General features: G+C 37.0%; 16 protein-coding genes and 1 pseudogene. 11 read left to right on the plus strand and 6 right to left on the minus strand.

The features are described from left to right. Positions 1-12: 12 nt before the first annotated feature. Positions 13-996 (plus strand): lysophospholipid acyltransferase family protein, encoded by a 984-nt coding sequence (locus ACLCEG_RS08730; protein ID WP_410567135.1) that lies wholly within the window; start codon positions 13-15, stop codon positions 994-996. On the opposite strand, the gene ACLCEG_RS08735 is transcribed toward ACLCEG_RS08730, so the two are convergent. The 3 genes from ACLCEG_RS08735 to ACLCEG_RS08745 all read right to left on the minus strand — a co-directional run bounded on the left by ACLCEG_RS08735 (position 949) and on the right by ACLCEG_RS08745 (position 5379). Continuing rightward, the gene (locus ACLCEG_RS08735; RefSeq protein WP_410567137.1) at positions 949-3381 is read right to left on the minus strand and encodes a DNA internalization-related competence protein ComEC/Rec2; all 2433 of its coding nucleotides are present in this window, start codon (positions 3379-3381) and stop codon (positions 949-951) included. The two genes, ACLCEG_RS08730 and ACLCEG_RS08735, sit on opposite strands and share 48 nt — an antisense overlap. Positions 3382-3464: 83 nt before the next feature. Continuing rightward, positions 3465-4151: a lipoprotein-releasing ABC transporter ATP-binding protein LolD gene (lolD, locus tag ACLCEG_RS08740; protein WP_004699850.1), complete on the minus strand. Its 687-nt coding sequence runs from the start codon at positions 4149-4151 to the stop codon at positions 3465-3467. Beyond that, positions 4144-5379, minus strand: coding sequence for a lipoprotein-releasing ABC transporter permease subunit (locus ACLCEG_RS08745; protein ID WP_031944926.1), 1236 nt, complete (start codon positions 5377-5379; stop codon positions 4144-4146). Before ACLCEG_RS08745 ends, lolD begins: the two co-directional genes overlap by 8 nt. A gap of 137 nt (positions 5380-5516) precedes the next feature. Here ACLCEG_RS08745 and ACLCEG_RS08750 point away from each other — a divergent pair. Next, positions 5517-5597, plus strand: a pseudogene (locus tag ACLCEG_RS08750) (PilZ domain-containing protein); the annotation flags it as partial. Between the two features lie 29 nt (positions 5598-5626). Here the strand turns inward: ACLCEG_RS08750 and ACLCEG_RS08755 are convergent. Together ACLCEG_RS08755 and ACLCEG_RS08760 are read right to left on the minus strand one after the other, a co-directional pair. Continuing rightward, positions 5627-6535 carry a DMT family transporter gene (locus ACLCEG_RS08755; protein WP_410567139.1) on the minus strand — a complete coding sequence of 303 codons (909 nt, stop codon included), beginning with the start codon at positions 6533-6535 and terminating at the stop codon, positions 5627-5629. Between the two features lie 10 nt (positions 6536-6545). Continuing rightward, the gene (locus ACLCEG_RS08760) at positions 6546-7031 is read right to left on the minus strand and encodes a YaiI/YqxD family protein (protein ID WP_077163168.1); all 486 of its coding nucleotides are present in this window, start codon (positions 7029-7031) and stop codon (positions 6546-6548) included. A gap of 256 nt (positions 7032-7287) precedes the next feature. Between ACLCEG_RS08760 and ACLCEG_RS08765 the strand changes: the two genes are divergently transcribed. Together ACLCEG_RS08765 and ACLCEG_RS08770 are read left to right on the plus strand one after the other, a co-directional pair. Continuing rightward, complete coding sequence (locus ACLCEG_RS08765) at positions 7288-8229, plus strand: hypothetical protein (RefSeq protein WP_410567141.1); 942 nt, start codon at positions 7288-7290, stop codon at positions 8227-8229. Positions 8230-8262: 33 nt separating this feature from the next. Beyond that, positions 8263-8409: a hypothetical protein gene (locus tag ACLCEG_RS08770; RefSeq protein ID WP_019457296.1), complete on the plus strand. Its 147-nt coding sequence runs from the start codon at positions 8263-8265 to the stop codon at positions 8407-8409. Positions 8410-8467: 58 nt separating this feature from the next. Here ACLCEG_RS08770 and serC read toward each other — a convergent pair whose 3' ends face one another. Then, the gene (gene serC, locus ACLCEG_RS08775) at positions 8468-9547 is read right to left on the minus strand and encodes a 3-phosphoserine/phosphohydroxythreonine transaminase (RefSeq protein ID WP_004699837.1); all 1080 of its coding nucleotides are present in this window, start codon (positions 9545-9547) and stop codon (positions 8468-8470) included. 376 nt (positions 9548-9923) lie between these two features. On the opposite strand from serC, the gene ACLCEG_RS08780 reads away from it, so the two are divergent. The 7 genes from ACLCEG_RS08780 to ACLCEG_RS08810 all read left to right on the plus strand — a co-directional run bounded on the left by ACLCEG_RS08780 (position 9924) and on the right by ACLCEG_RS08810 (position 17180). Then, on the plus strand, positions 9924-11411 hold the full coding sequence (locus tag ACLCEG_RS08780) for a TolC family protein (RefSeq protein WP_410567143.1): 1488 nt from the start codon (positions 9924-9926) through the stop codon (positions 11409-11411). Positions 11412-11424: 13 nt separating this feature from the next. Beyond that, entirely contained in the window at positions 11425-12546 is a 1122-nt protein-coding gene (locus ACLCEG_RS08785; RefSeq protein ID WP_019457299.1) for an HlyD family secretion protein, read from the plus strand. A gap of 3 nt (positions 12547-12549) precedes the next feature. Continuing rightward, positions 12550-13680: an ABC transporter permease gene (locus ACLCEG_RS08790; RefSeq protein WP_410567145.1), complete on the plus strand. Its 1131-nt coding sequence runs from the start codon at positions 12550-12552 to the stop codon at positions 13678-13680. Next, positions 13677-14768, plus strand: coding sequence for an ABC transporter permease (locus ACLCEG_RS08795; protein WP_240061298.1), 1092 nt, complete (start codon positions 13677-13679; stop codon positions 14766-14768). The genes ACLCEG_RS08790 and ACLCEG_RS08795 overlap by 4 nt, the downstream gene beginning before the upstream one ends. Before the next feature lie 258 nt (positions 14769-15026). Beyond that, positions 15027-15821, plus strand: a complete 795-nt coding sequence (locus ACLCEG_RS08800) for a ChbG/HpnK family deacetylase (RefSeq protein WP_410567147.1) — start codon at positions 15027-15029, stop codon at positions 15819-15821. Further along, entirely contained in the window at positions 15818-16798 is a 981-nt protein-coding gene (locus ACLCEG_RS08805) for a glycosyltransferase family 2 protein (RefSeq protein WP_019457303.1), read from the plus strand. Before ACLCEG_RS08800 ends, ACLCEG_RS08805 begins: the two co-directional genes overlap by 4 nt. A 1-nt stretch (position 16799) precedes the next feature. Further along, a complete protein-coding gene (locus tag ACLCEG_RS08810) occupies positions 16800-17180 on the plus strand; it encodes a GtrA family protein (RefSeq protein ID WP_019457304.1) in 381 nt (126 codons plus the stop codon).

Genomic DNA, 17180 nt, shown 5'->3' on the forward strand with positions numbered 1-17180 from the left:
TTACTGCTATAGATGACTAGACCAGATTCAAAAAGCATGAACTATCAATTACTCAAAACATTTAGCCGACTACCTATTCAATTTGGACGCTCTATTGCTCGTCTATTGGCTGGCCTAGTAAATACCTTAAAAATTACTAAAACCTCAAAAAGTATAGAACTTAACTTAAGGATTGCCCTACCCCACTTAACACCACAACAACGTATAGCAATTACAGAAAAGGCTATACGTAATGAATTAACTTCATATTTTGAGTTTTTAAGTATTTGGGGTTCATCGAACCAAGAAAATATTGCTCGTATTCATCGTATAGAAGGCGAACAATATTTTCATGATGCATTAGCTGAAAAAAAAGGTGTTGTGCTAGTCGTCCCACATTTTGGTACATGGGAAGTCATGAATGCATGGTGCGCACAGTTCACCTCAATGACAATTTTATATAAACCAGTCAAAAATGATGATGCTGACCGTTTTGTACGAGAAGCACGCAGTCGTGAACAAGCAAATTTAGTTCCGACCGATGAAAGTGGTGTAAGACAAATTTTTAAAGCACTCAAAAAAGGTGAAACTACAGTAATTTTGCCAGATCATACTCCGAACGTTGGCGGAGATATGGTGAAGTATTTTGGTGTTCCACTTGCTTCAAGTAATTTAAGTGCAAAACTCATCCAAAAAACAAAAGCGAAAGCTTTATTTCTTTATGCGATCCGTAATGAAAATGACGGCTTTACCATGCATATTGAACCTATGGATGAGAAAATCTATGAAGGCTCTGCGGACGATGGGACGTATGTCATCCATCAAGCAATTGAGCACCTCATTCATAAATATCCAGAACACTACCACTGGAGCTATAAACGCTTTAAAGCAAACCCAGCTTTAGATAATGTTTATAATATTGACCCTTTAGAAGCGATTAAAACTGTGAATAGACTCAAAGCTGAAGCTTTAGAGAGCTCTACGCAACCAGAGCCGCTCAAAACGTCGGTCGTGTAAAATCATTTTGTGGTTTTCCAAAACAAAACTTAACTCCCCCTGCTCTACTGTACTTTTAAGTGGGATATGAAGAGCTTTTAAACGATTGATAACCTCTTGGCTAGGATGGCCATAACGGTTATCAAACCCTGCCGATGCAATTGCCAGTTTTGGTTTTAGGGTTGCTAGAAAATCATAAGCCGAACTGTGTTTGCTTCCATGATGCCCTAATACCAAAACATCTACCTTTAAGCTTGGATAGTCTTTTAACAGCTCGTACTCTGCTTCCCAGCCCGCATCTCCCATAATCAGAAAATTTTGGTAACCACTGACTCCTTTGAAATGAAGATATAACACACAGGAATATTGATTCTGTTGAGAAGGTACAAAAACTAAATCTTTTTCTTTAGGCCATAAAACTTGGATATTCACCTCTGGATATTGCCAGTGTTGACCTTGATGACAATATTGAAATGACTGTTTGAGAGTATTTGAAGATTGTTCATTTGAGAGAACCTGCTTTACAGGAATCTCCTGCTGAATAGCAGGAAAAGCGCCGCTATGATCTTGGTCAAGATGAGAGAGCACGACACGATCTAATTGTTTTACTCCTTTTTGGCGTAAAAAAGGAACTACAACATTTTGACCGATACTAAATTTCTTTTCATCATAAGAACCACCTGTATCAATTAGCCAGTTTTGTTCAGGATGTTGTAAGAAAATAGCCTGCCCCTGTCCAACATCTAAAATATGAAGCTGAATTTGCTGGTTCGTTTTATTCACTACAATTAGGGGTAAACAACAGAGTAATCCCCACGTTTTTGGCAAAACGCCTTTAGGCAAAAATAAAATAAGGATACCTAAACTCACTGCAAATAGAGCCAGTGGCGTCAAGCTTATACCTTGTAGTGGTAAAGAGAGTTTTTCTAATAAGCCCAAACAACTCAGTAAGATACTGAGTAAAATATCATTGAAATGAAAAAGCATGTTTCCAAATGGTTTGACGATAAACCATACACAAGCAGCCAAAGTATTTAATGGGACAATAACACCACCAACAATAGGCACAGCAATAATATTGGTTAATGGAGCAACCCAAGAAATTTGTTGAAATAAAAGTAAGGTTAAAGGACTCAATGCAATAAATATTTTGCCTTGAGACTCAATTAACACCTTACTCATAAAAATCAGTTTTGAGCTTAAGCTAAAAAAATGTTGCTCAGGTAACTGCACTATAGTTTGGTAAATTCTTAATAAAATAAAGCATGCCCCATAAGACAGCCAAAAACCTGCAGAAAGGACACTAAACGGGTCCATTAGCAACAATAGACTTGCGCTATATACCAGTAATGCAAATGGTTTAAGGGGTTGTTTTAATATTAGGAAGGAAATAAATATAGAGGCTGACAACAATGTCCGTAGTGCAGGAATTTCAAACCCAACAAAAGCTGTATAAATTAAAACCCCGAAACTGAATGGTACAGCCAATAAAATTTGTTTGGGTTTATATAAATAAATTTGAGGATAATAACGACAAATAAGTTGATGACACACCCAAGACAACATGATGGCAAAAATAAGTACATGTGGCCCTGAAATCGCCAATAAGTGAGCAATTCCTAATTGTTTAAACTGTAGTTGAATTTCGTCTGATAAAAGACTTTCATCACCAGTCAGCAAAGCTAAAATTAGGCCCTTTTGTTGTAGCGTAGAATTTTTCAATAAATGCCTAAAATTCAAACGAAGCTTTTCTATATTTAAACGAAATTTATTAAAAAAGGACTGCTGCTCTTTCAAATGCTGCTGATATCCTAATCGATCGATCTCATCAAGGCTTAAAGGTTCAATATGCTGAACAGTAAATTCAGACATTATATTTCGCTGAATAAACCACTTTTCCTGATCAAAAGCTCCTGTTGTGGCATAACTATGAGCAGGTTTTGTTTTTCCAGATAGTCGATAGTAATGGCCTAATTCAAGTTCTTGATTGCTCTTCAACCCATCCTGATTATCATTTTTTAAATACAATAGCCAATTTACTGGTTCTTTTGATAAGTTTAATACTTGTGCAGTTTGTTGGACCTTATTATTTTTTTCTTCACTAAGTTTCTTTATATAAACAATAATATCGACATTCTTTGAATCCGTTTCTCTTTGTTGTAAGCGTTCGATCAGTGCATTCTCGGCATATTGATACCCGACAATAAACAGACTTGTTGTACATAGCAGGCAATACATAGCCTTTAGAAGTGGTCGACCAACAAATACTGATCGTTTAAAAAGATAAAAAATAAAGGCAAGTAAAAGTAGAACTTTAGCTACTTCTCCATATTGCATGATTAAAGGTAAATGAATACCCATCAATGCAATGCCACTCACCCACCCCAATAGAATAATTTTAAACATTCAAAATCTTGTCATTATCATTTTAGGGGCAAAATTAAAGCCCAACTGAGTGGGCTTTAACAATGTGATTTAATGACAATTTTTTAAGAACCGCTTACCCACAAACCATCTTCCATATGTAAGATAGAATCTGCCGCCTGAGCCAATTGCTCATCATGGGTCACAATGAGCATTGCCATGTTTAGTTCTTTCTTAAGATCAGTAAGTAACTCAAAAATACCCACAGCTGTTTTACGGTCCAAATTACCCGTTGGTTCATCAGCTAGAACGACCGCAGGCTTAGTCACCAATGCTCGAGCAAGAGCCACACGTTGACGCTCACCACCAGAAAGTTCACCTGGTTTATGGTCCATACGATGAGATAGCCCAACTCGATCTAGCAAATACTCAGCTTGTGCCTTTACAGACTTAAATTGACTGTCTGCTCGAAGCATTAAAGGCATTGCTACATTTTCAAGTGCAGAAAACTCAGGTAACAAGTGGTGAAATTGATACACAAAACCTAGGTATTTATTGCGTTGGAAACCACGCTCTGCTTCACCCAAGTTATCAAAGCGCTGTCCATTTAGAAATACTTGCCCTTGAGTTGGTTGCTCTAAGCCACCAAGTGCATGCAACAAAGTACTTTTACCCGAACCACTTGCACCGACAATAGATACAAACTGCCCTGCTTCAACCTGTAAAGAAAGACCTTTAATGACTTCAACCTTAGATTTACCGTCATCAAAATGCTTATAAATCTCTTTTGCTTCTAAAACGATTTTACTCATAACGCAATGCCTCGGCAGGTTGAACTTTGGCTGCACGAAGTGCCGGATAAATAGTTGCCAAGAAACTTAAGAGTAAAGAAACAATTACAATAATTGTCACATCTTGCCATCTTAAGTAAGAAGGTAAGTAATGTACAAAATAGGCATCGAACAAATTAAGTCCGAGCACATTATTAAACCAAGAAATAATATCGCTAATTGTAAGTGCCAAAATTACACCTAAAACCGTGCCAGCAACTGTACCAATCACTCCAATCACTGTACCTTGCACCATAAAGATTTTAGTAATCATAGATGGTGACGCACCTAAAGTACGTAAAATTGCAATGTCCGATTTTTTGTCGGTAACCACCATAACCAAAGAAGAGACAATGTTAAATGCCGCAACCACAATAATCAGTACAAGTAATAAACCAACTAATGTTTTTTCCATTTGAATGGCATTAAATAAATTACCGTGTGTATAGGTCCAGTTCGTTGCATAGAAATTGCTTGGTAAATTTTTCACAATATCATCGGCAACTTGAGGAGCAGCAAAGATATCATCCATTTTTAAACGGACGCCTTGAGCGCCATCAGGTAAACGCAATAAAGTCGATGCATCGTATAAAGCAATGTACCCAACCATTGAGTCCACTTCAGCACCTACGCTGAAAATACCAACCACTTTAAAGCGCTTAAAACGAGGCACTACACCTGCTGGAGAAGGCGTTGCTTCAGGTAAAACCAGTGTCACACTGTCATTTAGACGTAAACCAAGTGAATCAGCCATGTCTTTACCAAGCACAATACCGAACTCACCTTTTTTCAGTGAGTCAAGGCTACCAGCAACAATATGATCTTGAATAATAGATACATTCTTCTCATATTTTGGGTCAATACCCGTCACCATAATACCAGCCACTTGCCCTTGAGCAGTTAACATACCTTGCAATTGGGTAAAAGGTGCAACTCCAGTGACATGGGGATGTTTTTCAACTCGTTTAACCAGTTCAGGCCAATCCGTAAGAATTTGCGTTGATGAAACTGTCGCTTGCGGAACCATTCCCAAAACACGATTTTTCAATTCGCGGTCGAAACCGTTCATTACAGAAAGTACCGTGATCAGTACAGCAACACCAAGTGTCAAACCGATCATGGAAACCAATGCAATAAAAGAAATAAAATGATTACTGCGTCGTGCGCGAGTATATCTCAACCCTATATACAGTGAGATTGGTTTAAACATACCTTCTAAATCCAAGGTCATTGATGGAAAATAGAGAAGTGCAAGTTACACTTCCTATTTGGCCATATCGTTAGATGCAGTATTAAGGTTTAAAAATCAGTAAGTTCTGACCTATCCTTAACAATCCTAATATTATATTGCTGCGCTATTTTCTACTACTTAAGATATGAGATCAATTTGATCATGCATTTAGCTACGAATTAGAACAATTTAATGAATAAGCTCAACAAATTACCCTCATCTTCTCCTACTTAGATTTAATATGCTGAGCAAAATTACGGTTTGCCTGAATGTCTTTATAGAAATAGAGAAATAGACCAAACAAAATAATAAATGCTCCCACAAAAACCATCACCGAAAGATGTTCGTGGTTCAGAACCGCACCATTTACCATGGCTAGCATAGGCGTAATAACAGTGGTAAGCGATAAAGTAGTCGCTTTGATATTTTGTACAAGCTTGAAATAACAGAACATGGCGACAAGCGAAGCCATAAGCACGGTGTAAATTAAGGCAAATAGAGATTTAGCTTGAGGTATATGGGTCGGGGCATATTGCCAAATAAATGGAATAAGACAGCTCGCCAAAATTGAAGAAACCAAAATTGAACCTGTTGCCTGAGCCATAGGCTGAATTTTAGCATTCACTTTTTTTACCCAAAAAATAGAAAATGAATAGACGAAAACACTAATCAACATTAAAACAATGCCAAATGGATGCACGTGCTGACCAGATCCATTTAAGCAAATGATTGCTAGGCCACAAACAGCAATCGCCATCCCAAGCCACTGTAGTTTATAAAGATGCTGACCAAACCCGAAACGACCAATTAAACCAGCCATAATAGGTGCCAGACCAAACATAAGGGCGATCATGCCTGAACTTAAATACTGAGTTGCAGCATAGGTAAAAATTTGAGAGCCAATTAAACTAAATGAACCTGCGAAATAACTATGGAGAGCTTGTTTATGAATCGGAAAAGCTGTTTTTAAGACCAATAACACGATAACCGAAAGAGGTAATGCTATATAAAAACGTAACAGCAAAGCCCACATAACATGTAAGTCAGACACGCTCCATACAATGGCTAAAGGCGTCGTTGCCCAAATAAATACAAGCAACACATACGTTGAAGCCAAGTTGGTTTGGGATGGCATAAGAGGCTCACTAAGCAGTTTTACGTTTTTGCTTTAAAATCGTTTGGTCGAGTGAACTCGAGAACTCACGCTTATCACGTTCTGAAATTGGAGGTGGGCCACCTGTCTGTACACCAGCGCCGCGCAGCGTGTCCATAAAATCACGTAAGTGCAAACGTGCTTTTACGTTCGCAGTGGTATAAATTTCACCCCGTGGATGAATCGCAATACCGCCCTTTTCAATGACTTGAGCAGCAAGCGGAATATCCTGTGTAATGACAATGTCATTTTCAGACATGCGGTCTACAATTTCCTGATCGGCCTGATCGGCTCCACTTAAAACCTGTATTGATTTAATACGTACCGATGGGGTAATTCCGACATTTTGATTGGCTACAAAAATCACTTCTAACTGATAACGATCTGAAGCTCGTAAAATGACTTCACGCAAAATTTTAGGTAATGCATCTGCGTCTACCCACAGCTTAAATGGCAGCACGTTATTCTCTATTTCCACTAAAAATATAAGTCTAACAGATGCATTTCACTCGAGAATAGCGCTAAATATAAAACTTATTTTCTAAATTTAATTTTAACAATACCTTAACAATCGAGCATATTCACTCTTAAAAGCGAGTGATTTATCGATTGGAAGGATTTTTGATAAGTAAATATGTGCTTTTACAAGAGAATTTACACATGTTGACTTGAAAAATAGCAATCACCCTCGATTTAATATAACAAGTGAGATAAACCCAACATCAATCGTACTTATGAAAAATCAAAACAGTCCAGAAGTTATTACGGTAAACGACCAAAATTTTGGTAGTCATGGCGAGCATTGGAATCTATTAACCTCCCATCCAGAGACAGATGTACCAAAATGGCTTGGACTGGCGCTTGATGCACCTGTAATGCCAATGGGCTTATGTCAGCATGAAGATGAGATGGATCAATCTTTCTGGTTAATTCAAGGTCCTCAAGGACAGAATGTCACCATTAACCAAATTATTGCGGTTGAAAATCAAAAACCGCGCGCACTAAAAACAGCATTCCCTAGTTTTGAAAGTCCTTATCAATATAATGCACAAATTGAGCGCATCATTACTTGTGACTCAGCAACTCAGGCAGTATTAAGTTTAAGATTAAATAAAAATACGACTGTTTATGCATTTGATAATTTATTTAGTGTTAATCGTTGTCAATATGACAAAACCCAAACTTATCAAGTTCAATTTAATGCATGGGCTTATGAGTTAGAACCAGTCCCAGCTGGTGAAACCATTGTTGTAGATGACCCAGCATCTATTAAACACCACCGTGCGTTAAATGCAATTTTGACTGAACATAATGGAATTGCACCTGAAAACCTACAAGAGCTCATTAATGAATGGCAACCAAAAACTGAGGAAGATCATGAGCCTGTAACGGTCGATTTTTCTAAAATGGTTGCATATTTATATGGAGAAAATCTTGGTCAGGAAGATGAAGCTTGGTTCCAAGGTAATATTGTAGGTAAAACTTCAATGTCATTTATGGGAGCAGAATATACTCTTTATGATGTCACTTTAGTTTTAGAAGATGAACTTCCTGCAATATTAGTGCGCATTGCGACCCAAAATGATTTGTACAAAAACTTTAATATTGGTGAATATATTCGCGGTAATATCTGGATTCAGGCGAATATTTATGCTAAAAATAGTGAAACTAATTGAATTTCACTAATATTTTAAAAATTAGGCTATTGAATGAAGATTATACCTGAACAAACCACCAGCCTCATTCAAACTAGTAACCCACGTATAAGGGTCGATACTGGTGCGTTTTGCTTTTTTGTTTTAGGTATGTTCTTAGCCGCGATGATGATTCATCAATTTGGTTTTGTTCCTTTTTAATGAATAAATTGCAAAATAAAAAAAGCCCTCTTTCGAGGGCTTTTTTTATTTGATTTACTTAACCATTACGTTTAGCAAAATCATCCATAAAGCGAATAAGTGCTTGAACGCCTTCTAATGGCACTGCGTTATAAATACTTGCACGCATACCACCAACTGAGCGATGACCTGCTAAGTTCAATAAATGATTTTCTTCAGCTTCTTTCAAGAATTGCTTTTCTAAAGCTTCATCTGCCAAAGTGAATGGTACATTCATAATTGAACGGTTTGGAATAGCAATCGGGTTATTATAAAAATCGCTAGAATCGATATAACCATAAAGTAACTGAGCTTTTTCAAGGTTAACTTTATGAATAGCGTCTACCCCACCCTGCTCTAGTAACCATTCAAATACCAAACCAGACAAGTACCAAGCATAAGTCGATGGTGTATTCACCATAGAACCATTTTTGGCTTGATCACCATATTTTAAAATGCTTGGAATTTCTGGTTTAGCTTGGTCAAGTAAATCATCACGAACAATAACGATTGTTAAACCAGCAGGACCAATGTTTTTTTGCGCACCAGCATAGATTAAACCGAACTTGGTCACATCTAATGGAGCAGATAAAATACTTGATGAATAGTCACAAACAAGTGGTGCTTTAACATCAGGAATACCTGCAAACTGTAATCCGCCAATTGTTTCATTATCTGCATAATGAACATAAGCAGCATTATCAGATAAGTTCCATTCGCTTTGATCAGAAATTGCGAACTTACCATCTACTTTAATGCCTGCTTCTACAGCATTAATGTCGCCATAGCGTTTTGCTTCTTTTAAGGCTTTTTCAGACCAAATTCCTGTATGGATATAATCTGCTTTGTTATTTTTACCAAGCAGATTTAAAGGAATTGCTGAAAATTGTAATGACGCGCCACCTTGTAAAAACAGCACTTTATAGTTTTCAGGAATATTCATAAGCTTACGCAAGTCTGCTTCAGCTTTTTCAGCTACCGCAACATAGTCAGCACTACGGTGACTCATTTCCATGATGGATAGACCTTTACCTTGCCAATCCAACAATTCTTGTTGAGCTTTTTCTAAAACGGCAGTAGGTAATGCAGCAGGACCAGCACAGAAATTGTACGCGCGCATGATTTTTCCCTTGTAAAGTGAAACACAATAAAAAAAGGCATTTAACCACAGATTGCTTAAGCTTGCAGCAGCTTCTCTAGTAAATATTTCAATGCTAGGGCGTATTTAGGTTTATTTTTTCAATAACTATTTTATTTATTTGTTTGCTTTCACTTATTTTTTTATAAGTTTTACTAAATAAAGTTCAACTTGACTTGTGAATGGAGTTTCCCATACTGTGATGAATATATAAAGTTTGCTGTATGATTTTCCATCAAGAAAAGTAAACTCAAAATCATTTTGTGCTTTTATACAATTGTATAATAAACAATATGATAATTGAATTTAATAACAAGAATTTTAAACTATAAGGGATGATCAAAAATTGTTATATAAAATGCCAACACATCAGTATCGACAGTCAATACGCCCTTTTCTCTTTAAACCCAATTATCTTGCTTTGGTATTGGGAATATTTATTGCAACGCCTATTTATGCACAAAGCTTAAGTTATGCCGAAGCTGAACAACAAGCTTTAAAAAGCTCATATAGCACCCAAGCCAACCAAGCATTGCAACAAGCTTCTCAATTAGAAGCTGAAGCAGTCAAAGGCCTAGGTTTACCTAGAGTTGATTTAAACGTAAGAGCGTACGCATTTCACAGTGAAACAGACGTACCACTTGGTGGTTTCAAACAAAAGCTTGAGAATGATTTAAGCCAAGGGCTCAATGATAAGCTTTCACAGTGGAACAATGTCATTCCATCCGATGTTTTGGGACAAATTCAGGAAGGTTCAAACCAAATCATCCATGATGGGATAAATCGCTTTCCTAACTACGCCAATTTAACTTTAGAAGATCAGGTCGTACGCCCGTCTATTTCAGTTGTGATGCCACTTTATACAGGGGGCTTAACCAGCAGTGCAAAAAAGATAGCCAACATTCAAGCTCAGCGCTCAGAGCTTTCAAGCCAACAACAACAAGATATCCAGCGGTTTGAAGTCGTACAAAGTTATTTTAATGTGCAATTACAACAGCAACTGGTCGCGAGTAGCTTATTTAACTTTAATGCAATGCAGAAACATTATAGCAATGCGTTAAAGCTCGAACAGCAAGGTTTTATTAGTAAAGGTCAACGCATGCAATTTGAAGTTGCTCGTAACAATGCAGAGCGAGCTTTACAAAACGCACAAGCAAACCTAAATGCTAGTCAATTCAGTTTAAACAATCTTCTTCATCAGCAAAGTAATGCTGATTTAAGTACTCCTCTTTTTGTAAATACAGTTCGTAGCCAATCTTTAGAAACACTGCTAAGTAGTTACACTCAAAAATCAAGTCTTGTGCAAAAAATGCAGTTAGATACCCAATTGGCTAATGCAAATATTCAAGCTCAACAAGCAGCAAAGAAACCAAGTCTATTTGCTTTTGGCGAATATGCACTAGATGAAAAGGAAAACTGGATTGTAGGTGTGATGGCAAAGTACAACTTGTTTTCAGGTGTAGATAAAAATAAGAATATTCATGCGGCCGAGTTAAAACGTTATGCCTCAGAACTATTAACTGAGCGAACTAAACAAGAAATTGAAGGATTATTGAATAAGTCATATAACGAGCTCAATTCAGCACAGCAAAGTCACACGTTATTGCAAAGAAATATTAGTGCAGCTCAAGAAAACTTGCGTATTCAGGAACTTTCATTCCGTGAAGGTATGGGAACAGCCACACAAGTTATTGATGCACAAAATGCATTAAGTGCTCTAAAAACAGAAATGGCTTTAAATGCATATAAATATGTCATGTCACTTGCAACCTTATTGCAAAGCCATGGTTCTATGGACCAGTTTAAAGCTTATGTGACTCAACCACATACTGACTATATCCGCTAATAGGGGGCATAAAATGAATCAAGAATCATCTTCTTCTCAACAAGATTCACCTGTTACGGATACAGAGCAAACAGGTCAAGATCAACAAAATATTCAAACTGACAATACTCAAGAAGTAAAGTCGAATAAAAGTAATACTCAGCCACCTAAAAATTCAAAAATTAAACTAATAATTGGTGTAGTCATTATTGCTTTGTTAGGTTTGATCATTTTCGGTTTGTGGAAAAGTTATCAACCAAAGCCTATTGAATTACAAGGCAGAGTTGAGGCTGAAACGATTCACGTGAGCACTAAAGTTCCAAGTCGTATTGAAGAAATTTATGTACAAGAAGGTCAAAAAGTTTCTAAAGGACAACCTCTAGTTCGTTTAGTCAGTCCAGAAATAGAAGCTAAAAAGCAACAAGCCTTAGCAACCTTACAATCAGCTTTAGCACTTCAGTCGACTGTGGATCGAGGTTCACAACAAGAAAATATTGATACTCTGTATGCCAACTGGCAGAGTATGAAAGCTCAAGCAAATCTTGCAAAAACCACTTATCAGCGTGGAGAAAATTTATATAGACAAGGTGTCATTTCCCGTCAAAGACGAGATGAGATGCTTGCAGCCCAAACCTCTGCTCAAGAGTTAAGTGAGGCAGCTTATCAACAATATGCGCGAGCAAAGCGCGGAAGTACCAGTCAGCAGAAATCTACAGCAGATGCTCAAGTGGATATTGCAAAAGCAGCTGTCAGTGAAGCCCAAGCACTTGAAGCAGAAACCCGCTTACTCGCTCCTATTTCAGGTACAGTTTCAAAAACTTATGGGAAACCTTCTGAACTGGTTGCAATAGGTGTGCCGGTTGTCAGCATTTTAGAAGATGATGATTTGTGGGTGAGTTTAAATGTCGGTGAAAATCAGTACGCTTCTGTTTATAAAAACAAAACGCTAGAAGGATTCATTCCTGCGCTAAATCAAACCGTAATGTTTAAAGTAAAAAATATTGATGCTGAAGGTGAATTTGCCACAATTAAAACCACTCGTCAGACTGGTGGTTATGATATTCGTAGCTTTAAATTGCATCTAGTGCCTGAGCGTCCTGTCAAAGACTTAAAGGTTGGCATGAGTGTTCTATTTAAAATTAAAGAAGAAAAATAAAACATGTTTGCCAGTATATTACGTGAACTAAACTATCTAAGAAGCAATAAATGGGATTTGTGTATGGTGACACTCATCCCTGCTTTTATCATTTTTTTGTTTAGCAGCATGTTTTATGCAGGTAAGGCTGAACATTTACCTATCGCAATTATTGATCAGGACCAAAGTGAGCTGAGCCGCAATATTGAAAAATATCTTTCGTTAAACCATACGGTAGATGTTAAAACAATTACTGCAAGCACGACCGAAGCTGAAAAACTCCTCAATGAAACCAAAATTTGGGGTTATGTTTTTATTCCTGACGGCGCTGAAAAACGTTTTGTAAAAGCTCAAGACGCTCAAATTAGCATCGCATTTAACCAATCTTTTTTTAGCGTAGGAAATACGATTTCCTCTGCCATGTTAGTCAGTACACTCAATGCTTTAGCAAACTATGCAGGTCAGAGTTATTTGGCAAATAATATCCCCTATTTAGATGTTCCTACAGCACACGTCAAAATTTCAACCCTCTATAACCCAAGTATGAGCTATGAATTTTATTTAGAACCTTTCATGGTTCCTGCTGTTTTGCATCTATTACTCTGTTGTTGTGTGGCTTTTGCTATTGGACAAGAACTTAAACGCGGCACATTAACCCAGTGGGTTAACCGTGAAAATTTTATTCGCGGCTTACTGGCGAAAAATTTACTTTATAGCTTTATTTTTTGTCTCTGGACTTGGTTATGGATTTTTTGGTTGGTTGAGATTCGCGGTTGGTTTGTCGCTGGCTCTCTGAGCTTTTTATTAGTTGCTCAGTTTTTGCTTTATTTTTCTTATGCACTCATTAGTAGTACTGTCATTCTTGCCACCAAAAATTTAAGTAAAACTTTTGGTTTTATTGCTGTATACGGTGGTTCTTCTTTAAGTTTTGCTGGTGTGACCCTGCCTTTAAATAATGCACCAATTTTCACTAAATTTTGGTCTTTAATTATTCCTTATACACCTTATGCAAAGCTCCAGACCGAACAGTGGGTCATTGGAAGTCCACTTTTTATTTCAATGATGCCCTTTTTAATACTGATTGGCTACTGTCTTATTTATTTCATTTTGAGTTCCTTGCTACTTAAAAAACTAGTTCGGGGAGCTGCGCAATGAAAGAATTCTTAAAAGCTTATGCCCAAACATTTAAAGATATTGTTAGTAATAGTTCGGTTTTCACGACACTGATTTTATCAGTCATTCTTTATAGCTTTTTTTATCCAACTGCCTATAAAGCTGAACGTGCTGAATCAATTCCAATCGTCATTGTTGACGAAGAACAAAGTCTTTTAAGCTCTCAAATTATTGGACAAACCAGCAATAGTCCGAACGTAAAAATTGTTGAAGTCACTGCTAATTTTCTCGAAGCCGAACAAATGGTACGTGAACAAAAAGCAGATGGTATTTTGCTTTTACCCAACAACTTAACACAGAGCCTACGCCGCGGAGAAACTGGTGGAATTGGCTTATACTTAAGTACAACCAACTTTTTAAAAACTAAAGAAATTGGGTTAGGCCTTGCTACTTCTATTGAGGCTACATTAAAAGAATATGTTGAAAAATTTGGAGAGCGTACTCATTTCCAACCAGCCCTTTCTATTCATCAGGTTCCTTTATTTAATCCCCTTTCAGGTTATGGAAGCTATATTTTTCCAGCAGTTGCAACACTCATTATTCATCAAACGATTGTATTAGGCTTAGCCATGCTGATTGCAAGCTACCGCGAACAGCATAAAAAAATTACAGCTGTTCGGTTTGCTGGAATTTTTGCCAGCCTATTTACTATTGGTTGCTTAGGTAGTTTTTATCTTTTTGGTTTTACCTTGTGGTTCAACGACTATCCACACGGTGGAAATTTTATTGGTTTACTCGTCGCGGTTCCAATTTTTATTAGTTGTGTGATTGGATTAGGCATGTTGATTGGCTCACTTTTAGACATGCCTGAACGTGCTGGACATATTATTGTATTTAGTTCAGTTCCGCTTTTCTTATTAACTGGTACCGCATGGCCCCACCATGCCATGCCTGAATGGTTACAATGGTTTGCTTGGTGCTTACCTTCTACACACGGTGTACAAATGTTTGTACAGCTTAATCAAATGGGTGTTCCTTTAAATGTTGTGATACCTAAATTAATTTTTCTTGCAACAATTGGAATCATTTTTTTAATTACAGCGTATTCACGCTTAAAAGAAAATAAGTGAGAATATGAATAGACATTACATACAAATTATAATTTTATTTACTATAAAATCTTATAGTTAAAAATATTTCTTTAAGAAATTGACCAAAAATTTCTAAAAAAATAAACAAATTCAAAGCATTAATTTGTATCAATTGTCATGAAACCTTAAGAAAACTTTAAGTTGAAATTAAGGATATTTGTTCATAGTAAAGCTGTTTAGTTTTTCAGCAGCTTTTCAGGGTATCTCTGCTACTCTGACCCATTATGGAACTTGAATATGGCAAAGGTGTGTTATTGCGCAGATGACTTTGCAATGAATCCGGAAATATCTGACGCAATTATTCAATTAATTGAACAAGGTACACTTCAAGCGACCTCATGTATGACTCAGTCTGATTTATGGGAAACTGCTGCTGCCAAATTAAAACCTTTTAGTGACCAAGTTGATGTTGGTTTACATTTAAATCTTACCCATGCTTTCGCTTCAGGTAATACTGTTTTTTCCTTACCCATGCTTATTTTACGTGCATGGTCTTCAAGTCTGAATCGTGAATTAATTACCCAATGTATTGAAGAACAATGGGACTTATTTGTTTCAGCCATGGGAAAGCACCCAGATTTTATTGATGGACATCAACATATTCATCAATTTCCATTCATACGCGATATTTTGCTGCAATTGTTAAAAGAGAAAAAATTTACGGGTTGGATTCGAAATTTACAGCACCCGATAAATTTACCTCACTATCGTTTTAAGACTCGCGTGCTGTCTGCACTCGGCTCTAATTCTTTAGCAAAAGCATGTCAAACATATCATTTTAATCAAAATGACCAATTTGCCGGCATCTATGATTTTAAGCAAACTGACTATGGCGAACTGAACCAGTATTGGCTTGCGCATGCAAAAGACCACTTACTGATTATGTGCCATCCAGCGCTTGCAGAATCAAATGATCAAGATCCGATTCAACATGCCCGAATACAAGAATATGAATATTTCAGTTCGGATCAGTTCCAACTTGATTGTCAGCAATATGGTATCCAGCTCACTAGACTAGGGGCAATGCAATGAACACAAAACCATTTTTATCCTGCGTTGTTCCAGCCTATAACGAAGCAGAAAATTTAAAAACTTTTATTCCTGCTTTAGCAAATAGTCTAAAACAGCAAAATCTTAGCTATGAAATTATTGTTGTAGATGATGGGAGTAAAGACGACACCATTCCTATTCTACAAACAATGATTGATGATTACCCATTGGTTGTGCTTGAACTTTCACGCAACTTTGGTAAAGAGGCAGCGCTAAGTGCTGGCTTAGATCACGTAACAGGTGAAGTGACGCTACTCATTGATGCTGATTTTCAACATCCATTTGAAGCAATTCCAACCATGATTAACCTTTGGAAAAATGGTTATGACATGGTGTATGGCATTCGCAATCGTACTACTGAGTCTTGGCTCAAACGTGTTTTAACTCAAGGTTACTATCGTATATTAAACTTAAGCTCACCGATCGATATTCCAGAAAGTGCTGGAGACTTTCGTCTATTAGATGCAAAAGTTGTTGAAGCAATTAAACAATTGCCAGAAAAAAACCGCTATATGAAGGGTCTTTATGCTTGGGTTGGATTCAAAAGTATAGGCGTTAATTTTTCTGAGCAAGAACGTCAACATGGTCGTTCTAGTTTTAACGTAAAAGCTCTCTTTAACTTAGCTATGTCAGGTCTAACTGGTTTTTCAGATTTACCTTTACGCATTTGTATTTATTTAGGTGCAATCTTAGCTTTAGGCGCTATGGGTTACGGAACATGGATTATCCTTAAAACCTTGATTGAGGGTGTTTCTGTTCCAGGTTGGGCAACACTTGTAGCAGGCATGACATTACTAGGTGGTATACAATTGTTATTCCTAGGTATTGTTGGTGAATATGTAGGTCGAATTTATGCGGAAGTAAAAAATAGACCAAAGTACATTGTTGCATCCGAACATTCTCATATTAAACAAGAAAAATCCATCACAAAGCCTGAAAATACATTCTCAAGTTTCTAACATGTTTGCTCATATTTTTCAGCTCACGCGGTTTGCCACTACTGGTGCCGCAGCAGCACTCACCCACTATAGTGTAGCCATGCTTCTGTTTAAGAAGCATGTCGAGCTGCAATATGCTAATTTACTTGCATTTTTAGTTGCCTATTGGGTGAGCTATTTCGGGCATCGCATTTTTACTTTTAAAGCACAGCATCTTGCTCATCGTCAGACTTTACCAAAATTCACATTAGTTGCAGGCTTAGGTTTTTTATTTAATGAAAGTTTTCTTTTACTTTCAAATCTTTATTTTGACATTCCTGTTTCAACCTTAGTGTGTATTGCAATTGTTCTGACTTCTGTCGTGACTTTTTTGCTTAACCGTTTTTTTGCATTTCAACATTAA

Origin of the sequence: Acinetobacter sp. H1(2024), from assembly GCF_046557555.1 — a bacterium.
GTDB lineage: Bacteria > Pseudomonadota > Gammaproteobacteria > Pseudomonadales > Moraxellaceae > Acinetobacter > Acinetobacter seifertii.